Annotated in this window: 20 protein-coding genes and 2 pseudogenes; 8 read left to right on the top strand and 14 right to left on the bottom strand. The window is 55.5% G+C overall.

From position 1 onward, the window contains the following. Positions 1-3: 3 nt before the first annotated feature. Complete coding sequence (locus BBKW_RS03570; protein ID WP_033501743.1) at positions 4-651, bottom strand: DUF3990 domain-containing protein; 648 nt, start codon at positions 649-651, stop codon at positions 4-6. A gap of 62 nt (positions 652-713) precedes the next feature. Between BBKW_RS03570 and BBKW_RS10455 the strand changes: the two are divergent. Next, positions 714-869, top strand: a pseudogene (locus BBKW_RS10455) (site-specific integrase); the annotation flags it as partial. A gap of 176 nt (positions 870-1045) precedes the next feature. Here BBKW_RS10455 and BBKW_RS03565 read toward each other — a convergent pair. From BBKW_RS03565 to BBKW_RS10895, 4 genes are all read right to left on the bottom strand, one after another. After that, positions 1046-1318 carry a DUF4160 domain-containing protein gene (locus BBKW_RS03565; RefSeq protein WP_033501683.1) on the bottom strand — a complete coding sequence of 91 codons (273 nt, stop codon included), beginning with the start codon at positions 1316-1318 and terminating at the stop codon, positions 1046-1048. Then, positions 1311-1547 carry a hypothetical protein gene (locus BBKW_RS03560; protein ID WP_033501682.1) on the bottom strand — a complete coding sequence of 79 codons (237 nt, stop codon included), beginning with the start codon at positions 1545-1547 and terminating at the stop codon, positions 1311-1313. Before BBKW_RS03560 ends, BBKW_RS03565 begins: the two co-directional genes overlap by 8 nt. 180 nt (positions 1548-1727) lie before the next feature. Then, on the bottom strand, positions 1728-2564 hold the full coding sequence (locus BBKW_RS03555; RefSeq protein ID WP_033501681.1) for a sulfite exporter TauE/SafE family protein: 837 nt from the start codon (positions 2562-2564) through the stop codon (positions 1728-1730). A gap of 120 nt (positions 2565-2684) precedes the next feature. Beyond that, complete coding sequence (locus BBKW_RS10895; protein WP_231858543.1) at positions 2685-2903, bottom strand: hypothetical protein; 219 nt, start codon at positions 2901-2903, stop codon at positions 2685-2687. On the opposite strand from BBKW_RS10895, the gene BBKW_RS03550 reads away from it, so the two are divergent. Then, positions 2887-3903 (top strand): YeiH family protein, encoded by a 1017-nt coding sequence (locus BBKW_RS03550; RefSeq protein WP_284699222.1) that lies wholly within the window; start codon positions 2887-2889, stop codon positions 3901-3903. The genes BBKW_RS10895 and BBKW_RS03550 overlap by 17 nt on opposite strands. A 402-nt stretch (positions 3904-4305) precedes the next feature. Here BBKW_RS03550 and BBKW_RS10095 read toward each other — a convergent pair whose 3' ends face one another. The 5 genes from BBKW_RS10095 to BBKW_RS11195 form a co-directional block, all read right to left on the bottom strand. Next, positions 4306-4743, bottom strand: coding sequence for a hypothetical protein (locus tag BBKW_RS10095; protein WP_082139058.1), 438 nt, complete (start codon positions 4741-4743; stop codon positions 4306-4308). A gap of 75 nt (positions 4744-4818) precedes the next feature. Next, on the bottom strand, positions 4819-5109 hold the full coding sequence (locus tag BBKW_RS03545; protein WP_197540646.1) for a hypothetical protein: 291 nt from the start codon (positions 5107-5109) through the stop codon (positions 4819-4821). Positions 5110-5181: 72 nt separating this feature from the next. Further along, on the bottom strand, positions 5182-6006 hold the full coding sequence (locus BBKW_RS03540) for a hypothetical protein (protein ID WP_033501979.1): 825 nt from the start codon (positions 6004-6006) through the stop codon (positions 5182-5184). A 219-nt stretch (positions 6007-6225) separates the two neighbouring features. Beyond that, positions 6226-8277, bottom strand: a complete 2052-nt coding sequence (locus BBKW_RS03535) for an MDR family MFS transporter (RefSeq protein ID WP_033501980.1) — start codon at positions 8275-8277, stop codon at positions 6226-6228. Positions 8278-8507: 230 nt separating this feature from the next. Further along, entirely contained in the window at positions 8508-8693 is a 186-nt protein-coding gene (locus BBKW_RS11195; protein ID WP_033501981.1) for a hypothetical protein, read from the bottom strand. Between the two features lie 461 nt (positions 8694-9154). On the opposite strand from BBKW_RS11195, the gene BBKW_RS03525 reads away from it, so the two are divergent. Both BBKW_RS03525 and BBKW_RS03520 read left to right on the top strand, forming a co-directional pair. Then, on the top strand, positions 9155-9817 hold the full coding sequence (locus BBKW_RS03525; RefSeq protein ID WP_033501989.1) for a TetR/AcrR family transcriptional regulator: 663 nt from the start codon (positions 9155-9157) through the stop codon (positions 9815-9817). Positions 9818-9973: 156 nt separating this feature from the next. Further along, positions 9974-11233, top strand: coding sequence for an MFS transporter (locus BBKW_RS03520; RefSeq protein WP_033501982.1), 1260 nt, complete (start codon positions 9974-9976; stop codon positions 11231-11233). A gap of 183 nt (positions 11234-11416) precedes the next feature. On the opposite strand, the gene BBKW_RS03515 is transcribed toward BBKW_RS03520, so the two are convergent. Continuing rightward, entirely contained in the window at positions 11417-11545 is a 129-nt protein-coding gene (locus BBKW_RS03515; protein ID WP_070097853.1) for a helix-turn-helix transcriptional regulator, read from the bottom strand. 404 nt (positions 11546-11949) lie between these two features. Further along, entirely contained in the window at positions 11950-13206 is a 1257-nt protein-coding gene (locus BBKW_RS03510) for a HipA family kinase (RefSeq protein WP_033501983.1), read from the bottom strand. Positions 13207-13379: 173 nt separating this feature from the next. On the opposite strand from BBKW_RS03510, the gene BBKW_RS03505 reads away from it, so the two are divergent. Together BBKW_RS03505 and BBKW_RS03500 are read left to right on the top strand one after the other, a co-directional pair. Next, positions 13380-13625 (top strand): type II toxin-antitoxin system RelB/DinJ family antitoxin, encoded by a 246-nt coding sequence (locus tag BBKW_RS03505; RefSeq protein ID WP_003829112.1) that lies wholly within the window; start codon positions 13380-13382, stop codon positions 13623-13625. Further along, the gene (locus BBKW_RS03500) at positions 13612-13935 is read left to right on the top strand and encodes a type II toxin-antitoxin system PemK/MazF family toxin (protein WP_003829109.1); all 324 of its coding nucleotides are present in this window, start codon (positions 13612-13614) and stop codon (positions 13933-13935) included. The genes BBKW_RS03505 and BBKW_RS03500 overlap by 14 nt, the downstream gene beginning before the upstream one ends. A gap of 216 nt (positions 13936-14151) precedes the next feature. Here BBKW_RS03500 and BBKW_RS10075 read toward each other — a convergent pair whose 3' ends face one another. Continuing rightward, the gene (locus BBKW_RS10075; RefSeq protein ID WP_081962312.1) at positions 14152-14766 is read right to left on the bottom strand and encodes a cupin domain-containing protein; all 615 of its coding nucleotides are present in this window, start codon (positions 14764-14766) and stop codon (positions 14152-14154) included. Between the two features lie 120 nt (positions 14767-14886). Then, positions 14887-15273: pseudogene (locus BBKW_RS03490) on the bottom strand (class I SAM-dependent methyltransferase); the annotation flags it as partial. A 236-nt stretch (positions 15274-15509) separates the two neighbouring features. On the opposite strand from BBKW_RS03490, the gene BBKW_RS03485 reads away from it, so the two are divergent. Both BBKW_RS03485 and BBKW_RS03480 read left to right on the top strand, forming a co-directional pair. Beyond that, positions 15510-15875 (top strand): YccF domain-containing protein, encoded by a 366-nt coding sequence (locus tag BBKW_RS03485; protein ID WP_033501984.1) that lies wholly within the window; start codon positions 15510-15512, stop codon positions 15873-15875. 542 nt (positions 15876-16417) lie between these two features. Beyond that, positions 16418-17683 carry a Fic family protein gene (locus tag BBKW_RS03480; protein WP_051920286.1) on the top strand — a complete coding sequence of 422 codons (1266 nt, stop codon included), beginning with the start codon at positions 16418-16420 and terminating at the stop codon, positions 17681-17683. Positions 17684-18015: the final 332 nt, after the last annotated feature.

The raw sequence follows: 18015 nt of genomic DNA, 5'->3' as shown, positions 1-18015 counted from the left end.
TCCCTAGAGCAACGTGCTGAACACGTTGATCACCGTATTGGCATCGGAATCGATAAGGTCACGCATGTTCTGCCGCGCCTCAACATCCCTCTGATTGTATTTGTCGTTGAATTCGCTGTAGATGACGGAAAGCAAGCCATCTTTGACTTCTCGCAATTGACCGTATGCCTTTTCGGTCTTGACACAATACTGAATTCCCAGACCTCCAAGCGACAGCAGTTCCTCCAAGATATCGACGTCCACATTGTCTCGGACGAATTCTTTAGCGATGTAGAAGTACGAGGCGTTCGCACGCCAGCCTTTGGTGATGTCATAACCGCTGGTATCAATGCCGTATTGGGCGATGAATTTTGCGGCAAGCACACGATAACGCTTGGAATCGACGGCATCACGATGTTTCATCAGCTCGGCCAGCCAGGCAAGCACGCTATGCTCCTGAAAATCCAGGATGCTCAGCCCATTCGTGTTCAGTTCGTACTGGTGGCCCCAGCCATTGGACTCATCCGGCCTGCACACGGCCCATTCCTTGGCGAGCTCGACACTTTTAGTCAGATAAAAACCACGACCGTAATCATGCTTGTCGTTACCCAAACCATACTCGGGGATCATGGATTCGTATGGGGAACCGTGAAATAACGTGATTGTTGCCATGACCACCCCTATACGAATATCTTGTCAAGCATGGATTTCTTGACATTCTGCAGTAATTCGAGCTTATGCTGTTCGCCGGCGTATCAATCGCCAGCGTGTCGCGCCACCTCGGCCACGCCAGCATGACCACAACACAGGAAACCTATCTTCATGTCATTCGCGAATTGGAAAACAAGGATGTGGATATTGTAATGCGAGCACTGTCGACGCTTATCTGACACGATGCTGTTTTGCGAGATGCCGATAGACAGCTCGCAGGTCCTTCAATCGCAATGCAGCCAGGAAAAGAAGCTCGCTGGAGGAATCGGTTCTTCCAGCGAGACTTCGCATTGCGAATCAATATGCACTTTGCAAACTTCGCATATAGGGGCAATATCCGGCCATAAATCGTCTGTCACCTGTCGAAATGTATGTCGTCACCGAACAGGTTGATCCACAAACGCAGAATTTCGTCAGTATTCTGCTCGATGACGAACTGCAACTGACAAATCGTCTTCTTCGTGAGCCTGCCATGATTATGCGAAAGTAGCGCGCGCCCATCAGCTGTAATGATGAATCGAGCCAAGTCAAGGTTATGACCTTGCCGAACATGGACATGCACTCCATGCTCAATGTCCAAAGCAGAAAAATAAACGGTATAACCGCCAAGACTGAATACCTCAGGCATTGGCATATTCCCGATCGATGGCACGCAACCCATTCACCATCGGAACGATTTTCTGAAAATATTTTTTCAGGAAAGGCTTGCCCGCATCTGTGAATGTGGAAGACAACACGTTGCCATCGTTATCGAACGTCGCTGTATGGTCAAAGCCCATTTCGGTGACAGTGATGGTATTGCTGTCCCATTCGGTTTTAATGCCATCCTGCACGAACACATTATTCTCGGAAGTCATGGTACGCCGCCTTTCATCTTTCACCATTCTATAGAAACACAATGTCGAACATCCAGTTTCTCGATTGACGAAATCGAAAAGCCATACATAACAAATCGCAAGGCAGCAAGAAAAAGAAGCCCGCTGGAGAAATCGGTTCTTCCAGCGGGACTCGCATTGCGAATCAATGTACAGCGCACGTCACAGGTAGGTGCTCCAGCCGAGCTTGACGGCGAGGATGATGCCGGTGAGCACGGCAGCGGCACGCATGATGTTTTCGGGAATATGCCGGGTTATGGGAGGTGCGATGGCACTGCCGATGATACATCCGATGCACATCATGATGGCGAATGGCCAGTACACGGATCCACGAATGATGAACATGATTGCGGCGGAAATGTTCGCGCCGAAACCGACCACTGTTTTCAGCGCATTAATCTGATGGAACGGGCCGATCTTACCCAAATCTAGGATCGCCAAGGCAAGCGTGCCTGCGGCGGCACCAAAATATCCGGAATAAATGCCGACAAAACTTACGCCAAGCCATAGCCACCATGGGTCATGCAGTTTGCCATCATCAGTTTTGTTGGCGATCTGTGCAGCCCTTTCGCCTTGCTGCGATTGAGGAAGCGCTTGTGCGACGGCATCTCGTGCAGCAGTTTTTTTCCGAGGATTGATAGCTATGATTAATGCGCTGAACAGGATCAGCGGTGGCACAGCGCATTCGAACACTTCTGCCGGCAGTTCCAGCAGCAACAGTCCGCCGATAATGCCGCCGGCCAGTCCGATGCAGGCGTAGACGGCCACGCGCACGCCTTGGCCTCTGAGCTCCCTGCGGGCGGAAAGCAGTCCGCCGATGCCAGTACCGCACACACCCACCGTGTTCGTGGTGTTGGACAGCACAGGCGGAATGCCGAACGCCAGCAACGCCGGATAGGATATCAGCGAGGATGCGCCGACCGCGTATCCAACGAATCCCGCCCCGATGCCGGCTGCGAGCACCAGCAGCAATGTGGTGATGGACACTCCCGCGATCATGACCGTTTCTCCTGATTTCCCGACTGATATGACAACGGGAGCCAAGCGTAATGGCTTGGCTCCCGAAAATATCGGTTTTGTTCAGAACGTGGCTGACTGCCGCGTCTGAACTATCGTTGTTCAGTGATTGCGCTTGGCAATCAGCGACTCGGTCCAGTAGGCGGCAAGCGGGATCAGCGCCCACTGCAAAGCGAGTCCCGGCAGACCGGCGGCGCTGAAGTCATCGCTTTCCGTACCATACCGATGTCCGAACCGGCCGGAACACTTAAGGTTCGTGATTGATTTTTGCAAAACATGGTGGGCTCGCATAGCCACCAAGGAAATGGTTTTCGTCGGCATCGTCACTTTGGCCGCCTCACTAGTGGCTTCGTGGCTTAAACAGTTTCCGGGATTCAGTCTGTTCGGCGCGCTGATCATCGCATTGCTCATCGGCATGGCGGCCCAGTTTCCGATTCACAAATGGTATTCCAGCCGTTCCGCGGAACACAGGTCCGGCGTGAAGGACGCAGCAGGACTTATTTCCAATAAACTGTTGCGTCTGGGAATCATTCTGCTCGGATTCAAGCTCAATCTGACCGTATTGTTCACCCAAGGCATCAAGTGTCTGCCCATCGCGGCCGTGGTCGTGACACTCACCATCGTGGTGTGCTACGCCATCGCCCGCAAACTCGGCGTCGATCCGCAGCTCGCCATTCTGGTGGCGGGCGGCACCGGCATTTGCGGCGCGGCCGCCGTCATGGGATTGTCTGGCTCCATCAAAGTGCCGCCGGAAAAAGAGGATGAAAAAGCCAACAACGAAGTGATGGCCGTGGCCATCATCGCCATCATGGGCACCATCTTCGCATTGTTGGAAATCGCCCTTGGACCATTGACCGGCTTGAGCAAAACACAGCTGGGCATTACCGCCGGAGCCTCCTTGCACGAAATCGCCCATGCCGTGGCAGCCGGCGACGCGTTCGGCGCGGTGGACATCGCAACCATCATGAAACTGTCGCGAGTACTGATGCTGGTGTTCGCAGCCATCGTCATCGCTGTTTGGTGGGATAAAAACCATTCCGAAATACCGACGGACGGCAAACGCAAAGTGTCATTCCCATGGTTCATGCTCGGCTTCATCGGCGCTTCCATCATCGGCACGTTCGTGCCGTTCATCGGTGCCATCACACCGAATCTGGTCGATTTCGCATACATTGTGCTCGGCATGGCCATGGCCGCGCTTGGCATCAACGTGAATTTCAATGCCATCGTCAGGAAGGGACAGAAGGCGTTCCTCGCCAGTTTCATCACGTCTGTGCTGCTTATGTGCTTTGCGGCCGGAGTCTCAGCGCTGTTCTTCTAATCGGTCTTGCGAACCCGATCGCCTAGGATATGGACGGGCGACCGGGTTCGCAAACGCGATGTTTCCCCGATGGCCCACACCCCGATTTCGCCATTCGTATCCCTTCTTACGCTTCCATCCGTCATGGCGTCATATTCTCTGATGTCATAATCGTCGACGTTTTATGTTAAATTTTATATCTGATTTTCGATTATCCGCATAAATACTATACCTTTAAGCATTTTGAAGTATAGAAAACCATTCATTTTACCACGAATTTACCACGATTGAATGAGCCTTGATATGACCTATAAAATAACACTCAAAAGACATCATTGCACCTACATGGTGTCTTTTTAAAAAGCAGTCAATCCTAAGACTAACTGCTTTGTGGATATGGATATGAAGTTGTCAAACTGAAAGTTATCGCTCTGACATATATTTCTGTATTTCATCAGAGGTCAATTTTCTTATCTGCGTATTTGCATATTCTCTGTATTCTTCAATAATAAAAACTGGCTTCATATCTTTGCAAATTTTTCCTTTGTTCTTTTTTAGATATAACTGTAAGTCCTCGATGTTCGCAAAAATTTTGTATGAAAGTCTGCCATTTTCACTTTTCAGTTCATAAATACCACATGGCTTTTTCATACTATAATCAGCAGTACGCAAATATAATTTTGCAATTTCTAACGATTTAAAAGGAAAATTCCACCGTTGTAATCCGCGTTTAGGATCATGTTCAATGCAAATGCACCGCCCACAAGCCCCACAAATGTATTGTGTATGATTTTCTAAACATTCCAACGGATTTAAGAGTGGTGTTATTCTGTTTTTATCAACATAACATTCTATACACATTTTTCTTTTCGCTCCTATTAAATTCCACTCTTCTTAAGTAAACTGAAATTTACCAAGTATATTGGCGAATTATTTTTATTGCTTTTGTCTATCTTTATAAACTAATTTCTGCATACTATCATCATAAATTTGGTCAAAATGTCCTAATGTATCAAGAATAACATTTATAAGTTCTGGTTTATATTTAGCAATAACAATTACATCTTGAATATATTGTCTTGCTGTAATTAGTTTTTCATCTTCGATATGGCTTAGCCATTGTTCAATAATAGAATTAATCTTATTTTCATTATCCCACTTCGCATGATAGGCAATTAATCGCAATCCTCTTGTACGAATAAAAGAATTTGTTTTATTATTCATCATATCAACAAATTTATCAAAAAAAAATCCGGGAAACTTTAGACGCGCGTATGGAAGCAACACGAGGGAGAATCGTCATTGCGCTTTGGACGCCTGTCTGTCCACCCAATTCTCGGCCACATCGATCGCCTCATCGAGCGTGACTTTGGCTGCCTTGTAGTACTTGGAATCCTTGATATTGCTGTTTTCAATGAGTTTTTGACCGGAATCCACAGCTTTGGACAATGCGGACAGCAGTTTACGGCCAGTCAACGTCAGTGTTTCGTCCTTGCCAAGCTTGTTGACCAATTTGTCCGCCTTGTCGAGCGACTGCTGCAGTTCCTTCTTCGATTCATCCAACGATTCCGTGGCGAAAGAACCGTTCGAAGGAACGTCGAGCAATTGCCCCGATGACGTATTGGACTGAGTATTGGAGGATGGTCCGTTCGTTGTCGTGCCATCCGAATCGTTCCGCGAATCCTGCAGCGCATTCGTGCCGTTCTTCTCCTGGATGTCCTTCAGGCTGTTATTCAGGGAGTCCGTGGCGCTGTCTAGTGTTTTGGCGATGAGATTGAGCTGCGTGATGGTGGCGTCCGCCTTACAGCCTTCCGTATCGACCGTGTTCTCTGCGCTGGTGGCCGCGTCCGCGAACGCGTCGATGATGTCGTTCACGCCGAGCGCACCACGGATCAATTTCTGCAGCTCGCTACCGTTTTCGGATGTGTCGAGCACGGCCTTACGGGCCGAGCTGAATTCCGCAAGCGATTGCCGGCATGTGTCCAACGCCTCCTGCCGTTTGTTGTGGTAGACGTACACTCCTGCGCCGCATGCCACAGTGAGTGCCACGACCACGGAAAGGACAATCGGCCAGGTTTTGCGGGGATTGGAAGGCTGTTCAACGGCCTGATACTGATAATCCATATGCGTCCACCCCTTGCGAATCGACGGATGTCATCGTTCTTCGTCTTGTTAACCTCGCCTATTTTACGAGTCCGAAGATGGGAAAAACCTGAATGGACATCCCATGCACACCAACGAAGCGGGGTCGGGTCGGCATACCATACGCGGACAAAGCAATGAGGCTTCCCCCGCGAGAAGGGAAGCCTCATATTTCATTCATTCAGCGATGATGACGCCGAATTACCGATCATCCTTCGGGAACAGCGCGTCGAAGGCATGTTCCATCACGGACTTACGGCGGATCACACCGACGAGTCTGCCATCACCATCCACCACCGGCAGTTTCTTGAACTGCTTCTTGGCGAGGATTCGGGCCACCTCTCCAACATGCTGGTCGGGCGTGGCGGCAACGACCTTACGCGTGGCGATGTCCATCACCTTCTTGCCGGAGAGCACCTGCACCTTGGAGGCCACGGTTTCGTCGTCGAACACCACCATCGTCGAACCGGTGCCGGTGGGAACCGTACGGGATTCATAAGTGGCAATCGATTTCAGGACATCGCCGTCGCTGACGAAGCCGACAAGCCTGCCATCGCCGTTCACCACGGGAAGGCTGGAGACGTTGAGGCGGATGAACTCGCGCACCACATGCGTGATGTCATCGCTGTCCAGGCAGCTGTAGGGCTGATCGTCCATGATCCCGCCGATGGACTGTTCCTGGGCCTGCTTGAACAGGGAGGCGGCGGGGGCCACGTATGCGCCGGCGTAGTGATGCTCGGCGGGCTGGCCTTCAGTGGTTTCGACCGCGACTTCGGCGGAGGTTTGCGCCTCGTAGGCCTTGGCGTTGCGTGCGGCCTTCTCCTTGGCACGGCTGGTGACGGTGAAGATGCAGATGATCAGGGCGACCAGCGAGATGGCGGCGCACAGCAGGTAGGAGAACGCGATGCCGCTGGCCGTGGCGGACTTCACGCCCTGGGACATGTGCGAGGCGGTCACGGATGTTTCTGCGGTGACCAGAAGCGAGGTCGCAATGGCTGCCGCGATCTGGCGGCCGGTGTTGGCGATGGCGTTGCCATGGGCGATCATGTCGTTCGGCAAAGCGTTGACGCCCCAAGTGTTGATCGGCATGTTGGCGATAGCCTGACCGGATGCCTGCAATGCGCAGAACACGGCGACAAACAGCACTGATGTCCTGGTGTTGATGGTGCCGAGAAGACCAAGAGAGATGGTCATGAGCGCAAGGCCGCCGATGCCCACGCCGCGCGGGCCGAATTTGTCGAATGCGGCACCGGCGACCGGACTCAGGATGATGCCGACCGCTGCGGCGGGCAGCATGACCATGCCGGTGACGGTGGCGGATTGGCCGAGCACATTCTGGATGAAGATAGGCAACGTCACGTTGGTTGCGGCGACTGCGGCGTTGATCAGAGTGACCAGAATCGCGGAGTTGCGGAAGTTGCGGGTGGCAAGGGTGTCAACGCGCAACAATGGCTCATCGAGCTTGACTTGCTTGTATACGAATGCGACGAAGGCCACAAGACCAACGACGATTGAGGTAATGACGACCGGACTGGCCCATCCCATCGTGGAAGCGGACGAGAAGCCATAGAGCAGGCCACCGAACGCGATGGTCGAAAGGACCACGGACAGGATGTTGAGCTTTGGGTTCTTCAACTCGCTGACGTTCTTGAGCATCATCGTGCCTCCGACAAGGATGACCAGTGCCACGACTGCGATGCCAATGAACATCGGGCGCCATCCGAAACTGTCAATCACCAGACCACCGACAACCGGGCCGATAGCCGGGCCGGCGGCCATGACGATACCGGCCATGCCCATGGCAGTGCCGCGCTTATCCGGCGGATAGACGAGCATCGGCACTACGGCGACCAATGGCAACAGCACGCCGGAGCCGACGGATTGCAGTATGCGTCCGACGAGCAACAGCATGAAATTCGGCGCGACGGCACACAGCAGTGTGCCGACCATGAAAGTGGCAAGAGCTCCGGCGAAGAGCTTTCGGGTGGAGAATTTATCAATCAGATAGCCTGAAATCGGCACCATGATGCCCGAGGCCAGCATGTAGACGCTGGTCACCCACTGCACGGTGCCGGTGGTGATATTGAAATCACGCATCAGTGCCGGCAAGGCCGGTGACATGACGGTCTGATTGAGCAGCGCGATGAACGAGCCGACGACGATCACACCCACGACGATGAATCGGGTGTGCGGATCAATAGGCTTTACGGAACTGGCGGCGGACCCGAGTTCCGCGGTTTTCTGTGAGGTCACAGCATTTCCTTCTGTTGGTAACGGCATGTGTGGGCGATCCGGCCCCATGCTTGTGTCAAGACGCGAGGACACCGATGAGTCCGGGGTAAAGGAAAAGCCGCCATCCGTTCCGCATTCATATACGGCAAACGATTCGCGGCTTTGCGTAAGTTGATGGCTATGGTGAGCGATTCATGCGACGTCGACTGCGGATGGGCCATCGGTACATCCCGGCATAAGGCGTGTCCCCGCTACACCAGCATCGAGAATAGGGCCATTTGTGGATTGGCAAACAGAACATTGCCGATGAACGACCCACGGCAGGCGCGTGCGATGAACATCGCGTAGCGATACAGGTTCATGGCATCTCCTTGATGGGTTTTCGTACGGCAGGTATCGAGAAGCCTATCATCATTCAAATAGACGGTGAAACCCACGCATGCTCAACAATACACAAAATCTTCACAAGAGGATTGGGCTTACGCATACGCTACGCCTGAATAACGGTCCGGGGATGAATCAGGGGCGAGCTAAGGGTTGCGTCTCGTGTTTCCGTCATGATTTCTGGCGAAGACTCATAATAAAACACACATTATGCTGCTGCAGCAGCCAGTCCTTGCAGAACAATGTCATGACAAAGGCCTGAGAAGACGACTTCTCAGGCCTTATCCGTGCCGCTCCTCAGTCGCTTGTAGCGACAGCTCCCCTCAAAGAGGGGAGCCAGAGAAACACTTACTTCGAGATGTTGAACTTGAACTCGGCGTCTTACCGGTCTTCTTCGTCCTGCCTTGCCGCGGATATTCAATCGCATCACAGGGGTGACTGCCTCGATCATTTGACAGACCGACCGACGGTCTGTATGCTTGACGGGGACATGAACGAAAGGCAGGCCATCCGCATGGCGCACGATATGCATTCCGGAGACACCGAACGACGAATCCTCGATTCCGCCCGCAGGCTCTTCGCTGAAAAGGGCTATGAGAAGACGTCCATCCAGGACATCCTGAACGACCTGGGACTGTCCAAGGGCGGGCTCTACCACCACTTCAAATCGAAGGATGCGATTCTCGACCGGCTGAACGCCGACGAGTGGGCCGTCACCGCGCGTCTTCTCGACAAACTCATCGAGCGCAAGGACATGAGTGCGCTTGAGAAGCTGCGCGTGCTCATCGTTTCCGCCGCGGACGCCCCCGATCATCTGGACCTAGTCCGTTCCCAGCTGGCGCTGCTCAAGGATCCTGCGTTCTTTACGGCGAACATGCGCTTCTGGTCGACGAGACTGCCGGAGTCCTTCCGCTCGCTCATCGATATGGGCGTGCAAGACGGCTCCATTCCCACGGCATACCCTGAGGAGGCGGCGCAACTGCTCTCGCTCCTCGGCAACTACTGGCTCATGCCCTGCTTCTACCCCGCCGATCATGCCGGCATGGAACACCGCATCCGCTGCCTCGCCACGATGCTCGACGCCATCGGCGTGCCAGTGTTCGACGAGACGCTCATCCTGCGGACGACCGAAGGGCTCACGGCCCTGACATCGGAAGAGGATACAGCGTCCGCATAGGAGACGCGCCCGGGTGCGTCGCATCTTGCACATCCTGACGTCACAGATGTCGAAGCGCTTCCGCACCTTTTTCCTTGGGCGTATTGTTATCACAATAACAGACCGACGGTCGGTTTGTATAAATGGCCGTGGCCAATCACAAGAAAGGAATCCACGATGACGAACGCATACGAACCACAAAGAAGCCAAGCCGCTGACCCTCTTCGCACACGCGACTTCCGCCTGCTCGTCGCAGGTCTCGGCATATCGCTCTTCGCCAACCTTATGCTGCGGTTTGCCATGTCCATGTGGGTGCTTGACGAGACCGGCTCGGCGGCGGCGTTCGCCTCCATTCTTACTGCAAGCATCCTGCCCACGATTCTGCTCTCGCCCCTTGGCGGCGTGATGGCGGATCGTACGAACCGTCGGACCGTCATGGTGGCGCTTGACACGCTTTCCGCCGTGACGGTGCTCGTCTGCGCGGCGATCTTTTCGGTCGTCGGTTTCAATCTGGCGGCGATAGCCGTGATGCAGGTGGTGCTCGCCGTGCTTGACGCAATGGAGACGCCTACGGTGCAGGCGGCGCTGCCGCAGATGTTCCGTTCCCATGGCGAGGATGTGATGCGTCGCGCGATGGCCGTGGTGAACGTAGTGAACCAGACGAGCACGCTCGTTCCCGCCGTGCTCGGCGGCGTGCTGTACGCGGCGGTTGGTGCGATGCCCATGATGGAAATCACGATCGTGGGGTTCGGCGCGGCCGCCGTCGTGGAGTGTTTCATCCGGCTCGGCGCTCCCGACCGCGGCGACGTCGGCCGCGTCACCGCGGTCGACGACCTGCGCGCGGCCGGACGTTTCCTCACCCGCGAACATCCTCATGTGCTGCATCTGGTGTTGATCTGCGCCGCGCTCAACTTCCTGGTGACGGGGTATGCGGAGGTCGGCTTCCCTTACATGGTGCGGACCGTACTGGGGTTCGGCTCCACGGCGTACGGCCTTGCATATGGTCTCGTGGGAGCATCCGGACTGCTCGGCGCGCTCGCCGGTGGGCGGGTCGCGAGGTCGCTGTCCATGCGGCGATTCCCGATGGCGATCGCCGCCTTCTCGCTCACCATCCTGCCCCAAGCGCTCGCCATGACGATTCCCGCAGGTGGAGTGATGCGACTCACGGTGCTCACGGCAAGCACCTGCGGAACCATGATCGCCATCACCCTCACGAACCTCATCGCCGTGCCGACGATCCAGATGAGCTGCCCCGAGAACATGACCGGCAAGGTGATGTCGCTTGCGCTCTCCGCGAGCATGTGCGCCCAGCCCCTCGGGCAGATCGCATACGGCTGGGCGTACAGCGTCTACCCGGCGGGCGCGGTCCTGGCGGTGACGTTCGCCCTAGCCACCGCGATGCTGCTGCCAGTCGCGCACGTAACGCGGCGGTTCTAGGACGGGATTCCATCACCTTCGCTCTGGACAGCTGAGACATCAAAGCCATGTGTGGATATGCAAACGGCCACCATCAATCATGGTGATGTTGGCCGTTCACGTCATCCCCGTACCGTAGATATGAAAATGACCACTGTAATCGCACATACGACGATGGTGGTCATTGGATCAAGCGCCCCGGCGTCAGGCCTCCACGAGCGGGCGGATGTCGTCCAAGGTGCTGGGGTCGAAGGTCAGCAGATCGTAGTCGGTCTGAGGGTTCGCCCAGAAGTCGGGCGTGGTGTCGAGCGCCTTGCCGAGCCGCCATGCCATGGGGTGGTGATGCGCTGCCTGCCGTTGACGATCTCGCCGATCGGCGACATCGGCGTGCTTTGCCGTACCCGTCGAGGCGGGTGTGGACCTGCCAGACGTCCCAGATATGGTATGCGCCGATGAGTCCGAAGCAATCGGACTTTGATTCGGATTTGGAAACGGCCTTCATACTGCACTTGTCCATCACACAACCGGACTGGAACATGAACTCGACGATGTCGGCATACGACATCAGGCTGAAACCAGTTCGCCGGGGGCGGCGTATTCGTATGAGTGCCCATACAAGTACGTGGGCGAGATGTCGATATCGCCGTATATGACTCAGGTCAATAGCAGCCTTCCACGCCTCCTCACAGTGCGCAACCCGGAAGGTCCTTTTTATTGGCGAACTCGACCGGTTTGGCCTATCGCAACAGTCGTTCGTTGAGGATGACAGGAGCGTGTTCGATTGACGGCTGCAACGCATCGAGCTGGTCGGACAGCTTCGACTCGTCGACCACCGGCAGTTCGAGCAGGGATCGTGCGGCCGCGTGCAGGTAGTCGTTCAACGCCTCGATGCGGCCCGGCTCCAGCGGGTAAGCCGGGTCGTTCTCCAAGGTGACGTCCAACGTTTTGCGCAACATCTCATGCTGCGCGCTGCCCATGATGGCCGCGCACTGGTCGCGGAACGTCATACGAGAATTTGCCGGCTGACGTTCGGACAGTACCTGCGGAATCCACGCGCCGCCCTCCCAGTCGGCGCGCATGTCGTTCTTGAACAGCGACATGTTATGGTCGAACAACGGCGCCGGACCCAGAATCCGGCCGGTACGGTTGTCGCGCAGGAACCCGTGGTTGTTGGCGTGACGGTCCTGATTGACGATGAGCGCGTCGAACACTAGCATCGTGCGCATCGCCTCGAACGATTCCTCGGACACGGCGCGTGCGGCGGCGAGGATCTCCGGGAACGACGCCAGCCGCGTCGCCGCATAGAACGGCACGAACGACACGTCCTTTGAGTTCATCGAACCGCACACCGACGCGAGCTTGCCCTTCCAACGGGCGATGCGGTAGTCGACCGCATTCACACCGAGCCTGCGCGCCAGCTGCGAGGCGAGATACTCGGAATACGGTTCCAAACCGGCGTTCGCATACCATTCGGAACCCGCCTTCCACAGTTCCAGCCCACGTTCCGTATGCCGCCACGCCTTCGGGAACTGGCCGTCCGTCGTCCACTCGCTCGACAGGCCGATCGCATGCTTCTCGCTCGACGTATACCCCGTGTAGGCCACGATGGCGAGCGTCTCGTCCAACGGATTGTCATACAGGTTGATGTCCGCGAACTTGAGGTTCTCACCGTCGCGTTCCGCCCAGAACGAATCGTTGACCGACAGCCCCTTGCACAGGTCGATGATCCCCAGCGTATCCGCAATGCTCAACCCCGCCTGCGCAAGAACCTGCGTGGCGAACTCACGATTCTTCGGAATCGTGCGCCGCTCCAGCCACGTCGTCAGCTTCGTATTATCCGGCTCCGGAGCCAACGGAAACGGCAGCAACGCGCGCTTCGACTCATCGAACCAGCGGACATGCGCCTCGATCTTGCCCGCCAGCAGGCCCTCGCCATACGACGCATCGAACCGGAGCAGCGGATCATCATAGAGCCGCAGCACGTAACTCGTCATATCCGGCCCCTCCAATCACAAGCCCGCTCCAAAGTCATATCGGGCGATTCACATATGAAGAACAACTGTCTACAGTATAGACAAGGGCCTTGGAACGCGGGGGCTTCACTCTGAAGTCAAGTATTTGATACAATTTGGTGCAAAAAGATAGTAAATAGCAATAAGGAGTGGCTATGAGCATGCAGATTGCCACGCGAGTTGATGACGAGCAGGCTGCGTTGTTTAAGGAGACGACCAGGCAGCTGGGCACCACCCCGGCCGATGCCCTGCGTATGTTCATCAGCGCGTTCAATGATTACCGTGGGTTCCCCTATGAGGTGCGTTTGCCACGAAATGACGTGGAGCCGTTTGCGTCCGAGCGGGACGCTACTGAGTATGCCAGTCGTCTCGCCTTGAGGATGTCCGATGAAACGAGGTGAGATTTGGACGTTGCAGGCCGATGGCTACGCCAGCAAGCCACGGCCGGTTGTCATCGTGCAGAGCGATGCCGTCGATCGGTTCGATTCCGTCATCACTTGTCTGCTGACCTCATACGATTCCTCCGACATCGACACGCGGGTCCGATTGGAACCAAGTCCGGAGAACGGCCTGAACAAAGTGAGTTACGTGATGACGGACAAGATCGTCACCGTCGACCGCAAACTGCTGGGATACCAAGTCGGCGTGGTTGATGATGCAGCCATGGCGAATATCGGCCGTCAGCTCATGCGGGTTCTAGGTTTGCTGTGACGTTTGGGATGGCTGGCGGGCGTGCGTCTACTTGTGACATCGTTTATGCACCCTTGAGGCCGTATGATGATGGCGTCGAATTCAAGCTCTCCCCAACGTCTAAGAAATGGCTTCCTTCATATTACGGTCATACGACCAACACCATATGAAGGAAGCCATTATGAATGGTCTAACGGCAATCAGCTTCTCATACGTGATTGCCAGTCATTCACCGAATCAGCCGCGGTTGTCGAACATCTGCAGCAGCATCTTGCTGGGTTCGACGGCATAGACGGTGTGCGGCAGACGGGCGCTCAGGTAGACGATGCCGCCGGCCGTAAGCTCGACTTCACGGCCTTCGCCGCCGACGCGCAGCTTGCCTTCCAGCACCTGGATGATCACGGGCATGGCCGCGGTGTGCTCGCTCAGTGCCTGGTCCTTGTCGAAGCCGAACAGCACGGCGCGCAGACCGTCCTCGCGCAGCACCGTACGGGAGACAGTGGCCTCCTCCTGAATATCGATCAACGAGGCCAAGTCTTCGATGAATCCAAGATGCGGCTCGGTCGAAATGGCGTGGCCTTCGGCGTCGTGGGCGTCGTGCTTGCAGGCGCAGTGCTTGGCCTCACCCGCTTCAGCGGCCGCGACTTCGCCATGCTTGCAGTGGCACTCCTTCTTCGCGCCCGGCTCCGCGGCCGCGACCTCGGCGTGCTCGTGCTTGCAGGCGCAGTGGTGTTCGCCGTTGGCGGAAGCCGCCTCGGCTGCCGCGGCGGCTTCCCTACGCTGCTTGCACTTGCAATGCTGCTCGTCGCGTCCTGCCTTGCATGCGGTCTGCTGCTCGTTCTCATCGGCCATGATGTTCTCCTATTCGTCGCGCGTACCTCACATACGCGTCATCGCTTTTACTTGTTTCCCATTATCCGGCCATCGTTGGGCCGGCACACCGCTGTTACGCTTCGGGCTTGCATACCTCATCTTGACGGATTCGTCCAGGTTGTCCGGCTGCAGGCCGAGTTCGTGAATCGAGTAGGTGCCGCCGGCGCGCAGTAGTCGGAAGGCCTCGCCGATAATCGCCTGCTTGCCACGCTCGGTCTGCATGGTAAGCATGGCTTCGCCGATCCCCACGTCGGTGCTGTTGGATTCCAGACCGGTGTCGGCGGCGTCGCGCTGCACGCAGCTTGCCGGAATCGTGGCCTTCTCACTGGTGAGTTTGGAGATGATGTCCACGACCTGCTGGTCGCGGTCCACGCCACGGTAGCTCTTGGGGTCGCGGTCGGACTGCGGCAGGGGCAGCTCGCGGTTGGTGGCGGGTTTGGTGGCGGTGGACTGAGATGCCTGAGAAGGCTGCGATGTAGTGGTCATGTGTCGTGATGCTATAGTCCACAGCCCGCCCGCACAAGGGTTTTCGCTAGAAATCAGCCGAATGTGAGAATGCTCACCCGAGTAGGCGCCTGAGCATGCGGCTCAGGGACGATTCAGGGGATGCTCAGGGGTCCCGTCACCGATTCCCCACATATCGCCCGCGTTCGCCTAATAGAATGGAATCCAGCATTCGATTCGGTATCCGGCGCAATGCCGGCAAACGTGAGGAACTTACGATGAGGGTCATCGGCAATATTCTGTGGATCATTCTGGGCGGACTGGCAATCGCCATCAGCTGGACACTGATCGGACTGTTTCTGTGCATCTCCATCATCGGCATCCCGCTCGGCATTCAAGCGTTCAAGATGGCGGGACTCACCCTGACGCCGTTTGGCAAAACCGTGCAATACGGCGGCGGAGTCGGCTCTGCCTTGGCCAACATCCTGTGGGTGGTGCTGGTCGGCTGGTGGATGGCACTCGGCTATCTGGGTGCAGGCGTGCTCAACTGCATCACCATCATCGGCATTCCGTTCGGCATCCAGTCGTTCAAAATGGCCAAGCTTGCGCTCTGGCCGTTCGGCGCACAGATCTACAGTCTGTAACAATTGTTTCTGCAGTAGGTCCGGTGCAGCGCATTATCATCGTGCGTTGCACCGGACTTTTTATATACAACGGGCATTTCACACACCGCGTGATTTGACGGATTCGGACGTAAGACCTTATGGTGCGCGAACCATGATCAACACATCGCATTCAGCAGCGACGGCGTGAACGAACACGCCATCTGATCAGTACACCTCTCATTGACGCATAGCTGAATCATTGCCGGTGATATCGAGCCGACTCGTTCGCACCATGCCCCATAAACGTACCTATACGAGTATGCGTTCTTGGCATAGTCGCAACGCAATGCACCGCGGCAAAACCCATTGCATACCATCACATATTCAGAAAGAACAACAGATCATGAAGTATTTCACTACTGACACGCATTTCGGGCACTACATATGTCACTCACACGCAGTCATGCGCACAACTATATTTTTGTATCATCCATGATTTTATAGTTATTTATTGACTCATTTCCTTCTCTATCTTATACTTTCTATAATCGAGGATGCTCTTTGGGAAGTGAATCTCTCTCATGGATATGAAGTATAGAAGTTTGGCAAGGCTGTTCCATGCCGACAGGTCAGTCGATTCCTTCAATAACCATGCGGCACTCGCACGGCAGCGGCTTGAGGCAGATTCCACATTCAGGACCGGGGTCATCACGCCATTGGGCGAGCTGTTCTCCGCCACGCCACGCGAGACGACCCTGCTCATGGAAAATATACTTTTCGCCGAAAGGCGCATATCACGGCTATGGAACCTGATTCCCGGCGTCATGCGCTGGGACTACATACGGCATTCCATCAGTGAGGAACTGTTCGCCACCAACGAGATGGAAGGCGTGCGCAGCACCCGCAAGGAAACCCAGGACGCCGTGGACGCGGCCGACAAGGCAAGGAGGGACGGCGACGGCTCCAAGGCGCGGTTCAGCGAATTTGCCAAGCTGTACCTGAACCTCACGGACAAGGACTCCGCGTTGCCGGCAGGCATCGCCGACATCCGCGACATCTATGACAAGGTCGTGCTCGACGAAATCGATGAGAGCGATCAGCCGGACGGCGACCTGTTCCGGAAAGGCGATGTGGAAATACAGGGGCCGCACGGCCTCGCGATCCATAACGGAGTCAAAGGCGAAGGCAACATCGGCGCACTCCTCACCGATATGATCCATCTCGCGACCTCCGACGAGATTCCCCGGCTGCAGTCGGCCATCATGTCGCACTTCCTGTTCGAATACGTCCACCCGTTCTACGACGGCAACGGCAGAACCGGCCGGTATCTCCTGGCCCTGTACCTGAACCATGACCTGACTATGCCCACCGTGCTATCCCTGTCCCGCACCATCGCGGAGAACAAGAACGCCTACTACAAAGCATTCATGGAGGCGGAGGACAAGCTGAACTGCGGCGAACTCACGCTCTTCGTGAACACCATCCTCGGATTCATCCAACAAGCCCAGGATGAGCTGATTGACGAACTCAGTATCAAGGTCGATCAGCTCGACAAAGGTCGGATACTCTGTACACAGCTTGAAAAGAGGCATGCCCTATCGCGCAATGCCGTCTCGGTGCTCTATGGCGTGATTCAGGAAGAGCTGTTCGACTCGTCCAAATCCATGTCGTTGGACGAAGTGGCCCATCACATCGGACTGTCCAAACAGAGCGCAAGGAAATACGTGGAAGAGCTCTTGGCCGCGGGGCTGGTCGTACAGACCGGAAAACGTCCGCTGAAAATACAGGTGGCGAAATCATTGAGGAATGTTCTCGCCACAGGAGCCGACGAGAACGCGGAAGCCTAAATGAAGAAAGGTGGACGCAAACATCTCAACGAGGCCCATACTACGTGGAGAGGCCCGGGCAGCCAACACTGCTCGGACCTCTCTTTCATCGCTTTCCTCAGTCGCCTTCAGCGATAACTTCCCTCGCCGAGGGGAAGCCACGGAAAAAACTTTCTTTCTGAACATCATCACTACGACGACGGCATACATCATCCATTGCATTGGGAATAAGCCGTCACCGAATACAGAATCTAATGAGCTCGGATCACTCATTCACGAGCACCAGAATTCGTTTCATGAATTACCACGTTTGTGTCTTTGAAAGGCATGCGGCCGAATCCAATTCGAATCGC

It is taken from the genome of Bifidobacterium catenulatum subsp. kashiwanohense JCM 15439 = DSM 21854 (assembly GCF_001042615.1).
Lineage (GTDB): Bacteria > Actinomycetota > Actinomycetes > Actinomycetales > Bifidobacteriaceae > Bifidobacterium > Bifidobacterium catenulatum.
This window is presented reverse-complemented; position numbering and strand designations above follow the sequence as displayed.